9 protein-coding genes are annotated in these 8,411 nt (G+C 40.7%); 1 reads left to right on the top strand and 8 read right to left on the bottom strand.

The genetic code is table 11. From position 1 onward, the window contains the following. The 6 genes from RT445_RS21760 to RT445_RS21735 form a co-directional block, all read right to left on the bottom strand. Window positions 1–628: 3-oxoacyl-ACP synthase (locus RT445_RS21760; RefSeq protein ID WP_313471543.1), on the bottom strand; the 628-nt coding region annotated here is incomplete at its 3' end. Beyond that, the gene (locus tag RT445_RS21755; RefSeq protein ID WP_274793212.1) at window positions 625–1,641 is read right to left on the bottom strand and encodes a branched-chain amino acid ABC transporter permease; all 1,017 of its coding nucleotides are present in this window, start codon (window positions 1,639–1,641) and stop codon (window positions 625–627) included. The genes RT445_RS21755 and RT445_RS21760, both read right to left, overlap by 4 nt. Next, window positions 1,638–2,510: a branched-chain amino acid ABC transporter permease gene (locus RT445_RS21750; RefSeq protein WP_274793213.1), complete on the bottom strand. Its 873-nt coding sequence runs from the start codon at window positions 2,508–2,510 to the stop codon at window positions 1,638–1,640. The genes RT445_RS21755 and RT445_RS21750 overlap by 4 nt, the downstream gene beginning before the upstream one ends. Window positions 2,511–2,525: 15 nt before the next feature. Beyond that, complete coding sequence (locus RT445_RS21745) at window positions 2,526–3,233, bottom strand: ABC transporter ATP-binding protein (protein ID WP_274793214.1); 708 nt, start codon at window positions 3,231–3,233, stop codon at window positions 2,526–2,528. Continuing rightward, a complete protein-coding gene (locus tag RT445_RS21740) occupies window positions 3,208–3,984 on the bottom strand; it encodes an ABC transporter ATP-binding protein (RefSeq protein WP_274793215.1) in 777 nt (258 codons plus the stop codon). Before RT445_RS21740 ends, RT445_RS21745 begins: the two co-directional genes overlap by 26 nt. A 63-nt stretch (window positions 3,985–4,047) precedes the next feature. Then, the gene (locus tag RT445_RS21735) at window positions 4,048–5,286 is read right to left on the bottom strand and encodes a substrate-binding domain-containing protein (RefSeq protein WP_274793216.1); all 1,239 of its coding nucleotides are present in this window, start codon (window positions 5,284–5,286) and stop codon (window positions 4,048–4,050) included. A gap of 622 nt (window positions 5,287–5,908) precedes the next feature. Between RT445_RS21735 and RT445_RS21730 the strand changes: the two genes are divergently transcribed. Beyond that, entirely contained in the window at window positions 5,909–6,829 is a 921-nt protein-coding gene (locus RT445_RS21730) for an MBL fold metallo-hydrolase (RefSeq protein ID WP_274793217.1), read from the top strand. Window positions 6,830–6,891: 62 nt separating this feature from the next. Here RT445_RS21730 and RT445_RS21725 read toward each other — a convergent pair whose 3' ends face one another. Both RT445_RS21725 and RT445_RS21720 read right to left on the bottom strand, forming a co-directional pair. Continuing rightward, the gene (locus RT445_RS21725; RefSeq protein ID WP_313471541.1) at window positions 6,892–7,305 is read right to left on the bottom strand and encodes a GNAT family N-acetyltransferase; all 414 of its coding nucleotides are present in this window, start codon (window positions 7,303–7,305) and stop codon (window positions 6,892–6,894) included. A gap of 75 nt (window positions 7,306–7,380) precedes the next feature. After that, on the bottom strand, window positions 7,381–8,199 hold the full coding sequence (locus tag RT445_RS21720; RefSeq protein WP_313471539.1) for an alpha/beta fold hydrolase: 819 nt from the start codon (window positions 8,197–8,199) through the stop codon (window positions 7,381–7,383). Window positions 8,200–8,411 lie beyond the last annotated feature (212 nt).

Genomic DNA, 8,411 nt, shown 5'->3' with positions numbered 1-8,411 from the left:
AATGGGATGGGGTTAACGGTGTTTTCGTTCCCCCAACCGGAACGACGACATCCTCCGAGAAAGAACCATCTGTCATAATATCAGCCTCTAATAGCTGGTTTTTATCCTCATTTTTTCGTAATACTATGGCCCCTCCACCAGCCGCCAAATTGTACATAAAACGTGTTCTAGGGTTGCTATAATCGATAAAATCCACATTCCGATATCCGCCCGCTAGAAGAATAGTTTGAATACTTTCATCTGCGGCCATTAAGCTTTTTGCTACCTTCAATGCCATAATCGTTGTGCCACAGCGCAATTGCACATCAAAGGCCCATGCATTGACCGCACCAAGCTCCTCCTGCATTTTGATGGAAGCTGTCCAGAGAGGATATTCCTTATGCTCCTCCCCCATATAAATAACAACATCAATATCTTTAGGATCTATATTTGCCTTTTGAATTGCTTCCTGTGCCGCCCATATCCCCATTTGCACCGTATGATCATGTGCGCCAGGAATTGGCTTTTCATAAATGCCCATTTTTTGACGAATAATATCCTCAGGAATATTCGAAAGAGCAGCTATTTCTTGCGCTGTCATTTTATTTTGAGGTAGATAAATACCTGTACTAACAATACCGATTGTCATTCAAATCGCTCCTTTTCCTGTGGCAGGGCAACCGTCGCTTCCTTTTGTTTTAGCTTTCTTCGCCATTTCCAAAACAGTAGTTTTAGTGAGCCAATAATGCCCTTTGGGAAAAAGATGACAGCTAAAATATAAAGAATGCCAAAGAAGATAATCCAGCGTTCAAAAATTGGATAATCTCGTGCCAAGCCGGATAGAGCGTGCTGAGCATATTCAATGACAGCCGCTCCTAATAATGGTCCGACTAACGTGCCGACCCCACCAATTATCGTCATTAAGAGGGCATCGAGTGTAATATCCATTGCCATCACACTTGTATTGACGAAACGCAATGACACTGCATATAAGGAGCCTGCAAAGCTTGCCACTATGCCCGCAACAACGGAGGCTATAACTTTATAGTGCAACGTATTAAAGCCTAATGATTTCGTCCGTTGTTCATTTTCTCGTACAGCAATTAAAATGCGACCTGTCGGCGAGTTCACAAAACGATAAAGTGCTAAGAAGATGAGCACTAGGCTTGCTAGCACAAAGAAATAAAATGTCATCCGATCTCTAAACATATCGGGTGCTCGAAAAGTAAAGCCATCATTGCCATACGTGACAGAGCGCCACTTTTCAGCTAATACTAAAAATAATCCTGAAAAAGCAAGCGTAAGCATCGCAAAGAAATGACTTTTCAGACGCAAGGTCAATAACCCTACTAAAAAACTAATGAACCCTGCCAGAACCATGCCCGTCACTATGGACAGCACAAAGATTAACAGTGTATTATCGATTTGCTTGAGCATGACTGCGGTCGTATAGGCACCGATGCCAAAAAACATAGCGTGCCCAAATGAGACAATTCCTGTATAGCCTAGTAAAATATCATAGCTCATTGCTAATATCCCAAAAATAAAGATTTGCGTTAGTAAAATGAGCAAAGTTCTCGAATCATTGACAAAAGGAAGAACAATAAAAATTGCTAGTAAAAGGAAAAAGGCTATATAACGCAAGGATATTTTATTGTTCATGATGTTCGCTCCCTTCGCATCGCGAACAGCCCCTGTGGACGGAAAATTAACACGATGGCCATGAGAATCATATTGACTGCTAGTGACAAGACAGGCACATAATAAGCCATAAAGCTACCCGCAAGCCCTACTAAAATAGCTGCAAGCAAAGAGCCCGAAAAACTACCCATACCGCCAATGACCACTACAATAAAGCCTAAAATGGCATACTCCATGCCCATTTCTGCGTAAATAACTCCAGAATAGGGCGCCATCAACATCCCACTAAGTGCCGCCAACGCTGCGCCCACCATAAAAACATATAAAAATACACGCTTAATATGAATACCAAGGGCCTGTGCCATTTCCTTATCCTGTACACCTGCACGAACGATTAATCCAATCTTTGTACGCTTCAGCATGTATTGGAAAATACCAAAAATAACGAAACCTATCACAATGATAAATAAACGATATTTAATAATAATAACATCACCAATTTCCCAGCTACCCGCTAAATAACTAGGTGTTTTTACCGCAACACCATTTGGGCCAAAGACCACTTTAATGAGTTCCTGTAGCACAAGCATTAGCCCCAGGGTAATTAAAATTTGCTGAATATGATTGCCATAAACGGGCGTAATAATAATTTTCTCTGTGATTAATCCAAGTAACGCACCCGTCACAATCGCCCCAAGAATTCCAATAAGGAAACTTTCCGTAAACATATAAATAAAAATTCCCGCATAGGCGCCCCAAACAAATAACCCACCATGCGCAAAGTTCAACACATCCATTAAGCCAAAAATTAACGTCAAGCCTGCTGCTAGTAAAAAAATCAGCATCCCCGTTGCCAAGCCATTAATGATTAAATTGACGAAAAGCTCCAAAGATGGTCACCCCCTTCATCCAATTCCAAGATATTTCCGCTTTAGTTCTTCATTATGAATGAGATCCTTCATATGGCCCGAATGCACGGTCCTGCCATCATCTATTAAGGTGTAGGTATCACCAATCCGACTAGCCATGATAAAGTTTTGCTCCACGAGGACAATGGACGTTTTCTTTTTCATTTCCACAATGGCTTCCATTACCTTCTCCACTACAATGGGCGCAAGTCCCTTAGACGGCTCATCAATCAAAATTAATTGACTATCATTGATAAAGGCTCTTGCCATGGACAGCATTTGCTTTTGACCACCAGACAAATGCCCTCCTGCCTTTTTCCAAAACTTCTTTAAGTCCGGAAATAGCTCAAGCACATACTGCTGCCGCTCTAATGTCGCAGGATCCTCCTTACGCATTGCTACTTTCATATTTTCCTCAACTGTTAAATCCGCAAAGATCCCTTGATTTTCTGGCACATAGCCAATCCCTAATTTGGCTACTTTATAGGTTGGGCTTTTTTTAATTGAATGAGAGCGAAAAGCAATGTCTCCCTTTGTCGCCGGCGTTAACCCCATTATCGTTTTCAGCGTGGTCGTTTTACCTGCCCCATTGCGTCCCAGCAGTACGGTAACCTGCCCCTCCTTCGCTTCAAAATTAACGCCCTGCAAAATATGATATTGACCGATATGTGTATGAACCTCATTTAATGTCAGTAAGGTGGTCATTGTACAGCCCTCCTAAATATGCATGTTGCACGGTATCATTATTCATGATTTCCTCTGGTGAACCGTCTGCTAGTAGCTGGCCATTAAACAACACCATAATGGAATCGGATACATCTAAAATCATATCCATTTTGTGTTCAATGAGCAGAATCGTTTTATCCCCTTGTTGTTTTATTGTCCGAATGACTTCTAAAATCGTAGGTACTTCCTCTAATGACATACCTGCTGTAGGTTCATCTAGCAGTAAAATTTCCGTATCTAACGCCAATAGCATGGCAATTTCAAGCTTTCTTTTTTCCCCGTGCGATAACATCGTTGTGAGGGCATTACGTTTATTGTCGAGTAAAACGAGAGACAATAATTCCTCTGCTTTAGCAGTAATCGCCTTATAGCTTTTGTAATGTCGGAATAGCTGATAACGAATTTTCTCCTTGGATTGGACGGCTAAACGTACATTTTCGAGGACCGATAAGTTTGGAAATACATTCGTAATTTGAAAGGAACGACCCAACCCCATACGAGTTCTTTCAATGGCTGACTTATTGGCCAGCGATTGTCCTTTAAAATAAACATCGCCTGTTGTTGGCTTTAGCTCTCCGCTTATCAAATTAAAAAAGGTGGTTTTACCAGCTCCATTCGGCCCAATGATCGATTTCAAATGCTTTTCTGGCATTTGAAAATTGACGCGGTCTACAGCGGTGTGTCCGCCAAAACGAATCGTTAAATTTTCGGTGTAAAGTATCGGCTCCATCTTCTACTCCCTTCATCTCTAGTGATTATGTAGAGAGACAGCGTGACGCCGCCTCTCAAATGTCTAATTCATAACGGGAGGTGCTGTTTCCTCAGGACTTAATTCACGAATAAGTACTGGTACAGGATAATCCACACCATCTTGCTGCTCTAAGCGAATTGAATACATTGACTGAAGTGCCTGATGGTCCTCTTCGCGGAACGTCATCGTGCCTTTTGGTGTCTCAAATGACATCCCTTCCATAATGTCAATCAGCTTGTTAGCATCCGCATCCCCATCCGATTGTTTCAATGCCTCCACAATGGCAATCGCTGCAGACATACCACCAGGTGTAAATAAATCTGGTACTTCATTGAAGCGTTTTTGATGCTCATCAACTAACCATTTATTGACATCATTTTGTGGAAGCGTATGGTAATACACCGAGAAGCCTTCCATGCCAATCAACGGATTCATAAATTGCAGTGCAATAATATCAGGCGCCCCAGTTGAAATTTTTATGCCCTTTTCTTGAATTTTAAGATCTGCAATTTGATTCCAAGGTGAATTAGCCCCCGCCCAAACCACAAATAAATAATCAGGCTTCGCATCAATTACCTTTTGTAAATTGGACGTAAAATCAGTTGCTGCTGGATCGGCATATTCCTCTAAGACAATCTCAGCCCCCAATTTCTCCGCTGCTGTTTTAAAGGCATTTACACCATCCCAGCCAAACGAATAATCCGGTGCAAACGTAGCAATCTTCACACCCTCTCCAGCAATGGCCGCTGCTGCTGCATAGGCATCCTGTGAGGAATTCCGACCCGTACGGAAAATATACTCATTAAATTCTGAACCCGTAATACTATCAGCCACCGCAGGCTCTACCACCATAATTTTTTCATACTCCTCAGCAAGTGGTAGGACAGCCAGCGTATCACCAGAGCTGGAAGAACCTACTAAAAAATCAACCTGATCATCTTCTAATAGCTTTGTAGCCTTCTGCACAGCCACCTCAGGCTTCGTTTCGGTATCTTCATAAACAACCTCTATTTTCTTCCCATTGACCTCCATCGTACCGCCGGTTGCATATTCAATCCCTAAATCAAATCCCCGCTGTGTTTGCTTCCCATAAGACTCAAGCGCCCCAGTTAACGAAGCAAGCACCCCAATCTTGATCGTGCCCCCTTCTGCCGTCACCGCCTTCGTCTCACCATCAGAAGTATCCGCACCCGCTCCTTCATCCTTTGCCTCTTCCCCATTACATGCCACCAACAATACAGCTACTATCACAAAAAGAAACCAATGCCAATGCCTCTTCATCCCAAATCCCCCTTTAAGATAAGCTCAATAGAAAGCGCTTTCTTGCTATGACAACAATATATAAAAGTCCAGTTACAAATTAGTTACAAGCTAGATGGCTCATATTTGGGCCATCTAGCTCTGTCCCGAAAGTGCAGCGAAGCGCAACGGCAGGGACAAAATGTTCTCTTAAATCTTCCGAAATGGCAGATTTGTTTTCTGTCCCGAAAGTGCAGCGAAGCGCAGCGGCAGGGACAAGTCTAGCTCTGTCCCGAAAGTGGAGTGCAACATAACGGCAGGGACAAAAAGCTCTTTTATGATCTGCCGAAATGGCAGATTTGTTTTCTATCCCGAAAGTGCAGCGAAGCGCAACGGCAGGGACAAAATGTTCTCTTAAATCTGCCGAAATGGCAGATTTGTTTTCTGTCCCGAAAGTGCAGTGCAACGCTACGGCAGGAACAATGGCTCTTTTATTATGTGCCCACTAAGACAATCACTTGCCTGTGACAACCATTTTCAAATGGGTATTTATGGTAATATAGTTTTACGAATTAATAAAAGAAGAATGAATAGTGCAGGTTTTTTTATTTAGTAACACGAATTATCTATACTAAACACCATATAAAAAAGAGAGGGAAATTTAATGAGTAATTACTATTCCAGTCATTTTAATCTTGAAAAAGTAAGTGAAGGCATTTATGCTGCTATTGCGAAAGATGGTGGTGGCGCGTTTGGCAATGCTGGTTTCATTGATTTAGGCGATAAAACGATTATTTTTGATACATTTAACACTCAGCAAGCCGCTGAAGATCTAAGGAATCTAGCTGAAAGTATTACGAGCAAACCCGTCTCTTGGGTAATTAATAGTCATTTACATAGCGATCATACGAGAGGAAACCAAGTATTTAAAGATTGTCATATATTATCTAGTCAAACAACACTTCAACAAATGAAGGAAAACCATCCAGCAAAAATAGCCGAACAGAAAGCCGATTTGAAAGGGTTAAAAAAGTACATTGCCTCACTTGAACAAAATGCTCATCCAACTGATACACAGAAATTGAATGAAATAAGTTTTTTAAAGGAGATGGAAATCTCAATCCCTCGCCTGGAATTAGTTTTGCCGCAATATACTTTTACGCACGAGTTTACTATTTTTGGAACCAAACGTACTGCAAGAATAATGACACTGGGAGTTGGTCATTCTCCCTGTGATTCGTTTCTTTATATTCCTGAAGATGAAATCATTTTTATGGCTGATCTTCTATTTGTCGGTATGCATCCATCATTCTTCCCATATTCCAATCCAACACAATGGGAAAATATTTTAGAAAAAGTAAATAACTTAGCCATTCAAAAGGCCATCCCTGGTCACGGATCCATAGGGACTAAAAAAGATATCATCAAGCTAAAAAACTATATTAATGAAATGAAATTGTTATCGAAAAAGGTAAGTAACATGGAAGACGTTTCAATTCCCCCCGCATATCAAGATTGGACAACGATCAATATTGATGTGATGGAGTTGTTTATTAAAAATTTAAACATACTAAAAGAATTGTAAACAGCTAAAAAGAAAGACAAAAACGTTGAATGAGCAACATTTTTGTCTTTTATAGTATTAAACTATTCATTCGGTATTCCTGATTGCATTTTGTAATTTCTCATGAGCATTCCATTGGATCTGATCATCCCAAATTTTTCATATAGAGGAATTAAATCATCGTCACAACATAAATCAATCATATAAATATTACTCAGCTCATCCAGCATTCGCTTGATTAATTCCTTGCCAATGCCTCTATTTTTATATGCTGGAAGTACTTCAAGGAATGGAATATAAGCCGATAAAACTCCATCACTAATTGCTGTTATAAATCCTACTACCTGCTTAGACTGTTCATCAACCGCAGTGACGACGTTACTGCTATTTTCCAATAGTTTTAAGTGTGTTTGCGGGCTAGGTGGATTGGGCCAATCTACAAAAAAGCCTCTCAACATATCCGATGAAATGTCATCTAGATTGTATTTATACTGCACTAACAATCAACTCCTTTCAATGAAATAGTAATCTACGTAATACCTCGCCAAACTGTTTCATTGGCAAGTATCATTTTATCCCCTCTCTCCCTCTACTCGGTCCAACCACTCACTCATTAGATTTTTAAATAAATCAGCTTGTTCAATTTGTAAATTATGACCAGCAATATCTAAAATTGCAAAGGTTGCTCTTGGATACATCTCTAGAATCGAAAACGCGTCCTTATAGCCAACTACTGAATCTTGTTTTCCCAGTAAGAAGAGGCTAGGCATGCCAAAGGACTGTTGATCAACGGCAAAGGAAAAATGATAGCTTTGCTGAATTTTTTCTAAAAAATCTTGATCTGCTCTATTACATCCTGCTAGCACCTCTGTCGTGTAGCGTTGCCAGTTATAGGCATCCAGTACAACTTGATGCGCCTTAAAATCGTCTTTCTCCTGCTGGCTTAATGTTGATAAAAATATAGGATCTTCTCTCATCACAAGATGCTCTGGCACTGTTCGATGTTGTTTCTCAGGAATAATTAGAGGACAGATAAAGGCTGCCCCCAATAGTTGTTCCATAGAGTTTCTCATAATGCCACGCGCTAAATAGCCACCATACGATTCCCCCACCAACAAGTAGGGTTCATTAGGGATAATTTCGTCTATAAATTCAATGACCGCATCTAGCATTTCATCTGAATTCTCAATAGTTAAATAATCTGTCGTTCTGCCCATTCCAGGAAGATCTAAATAAATACGTTTCCACCCCTCACGCCCATCAAAAATAGGCTCCATGCATCCTTTCATCAATCGATGATCAGGAGAAAATCCATGTAGCATGATAATCGGTGTTCCTGTTCCAATTACTTCATAATAAATATTCGCTTTCTTAATCTGACAAAATGGCATTGTTGTTCCCCCGGATACATTACTTTTTATATTATTTTAGAAATGGATTATGTTTGGCTCCCTTGTTTGAGCGGTTTGACTCACGTTACGAGCGGCTCACACTATTTACGAGCGGCTTTTGCCTTGTTATGAGCGCTTTCTCACTTTTTTGGAGCGGCTTCACACTATTTACGAGCGACTTCTCCTTATTTTCGAGCGGTTCCACCCTATTT

The sequence above is a fragment of the Lysinibacillus sp. genome (assembly GCF_032093475.1).
GTDB lineage: Bacteria > Bacillota > Bacilli > Bacillales_A > Planococcaceae > Lysinibacillus > Lysinibacillus irui.
The sequence above is the reverse complement of the archived record's forward strand: the minus strand, read 5'-3'. Positions and strand labels throughout refer to the sequence as shown.

Excerpts from the sequence above, each read along its gene's own strand:
- RT445_RS21755 (WP_274793212.1), bottom strand. The coding sequence starts at position 1,641 with ATGAACAATAAAATATCCTTGCGTTATATAGCCTTTTTCCTTTTACTA.
- RT445_RS21745 (WP_274793214.1), bottom strand. The coding sequence starts at position 3,233 with ATGACCACCTTACTGACATTAAATGAGGTTCATACACATATCGGTCAA.
- RT445_RS21720 (WP_313471539.1), bottom strand. The coding sequence starts at position 8,199 with ATGCCATTTTGTCAGATTAAGAAAGCGAATATTTATTATGAAGTAATT.
- RT445_RS21730 (WP_274793217.1), top strand. The coding sequence starts at position 5,909 with ATGAGTAATTACTATTCCAGTCATTTTAATCTTGAAAAAGTAAGTGAA.
- RT445_RS21740 (WP_274793215.1), bottom strand. The coding sequence starts at position 3,984 with ATGGAGCCGATACTTTACACCGAAAATTTAACGATTCGTTTTGGCGGA.
- RT445_RS21735 (WP_274793216.1), bottom strand. The coding sequence starts at position 5,286 with ATGAAGAGGCATTGGCATTGGTTTCTTTTTGTGATAGTAGCTGTATTG.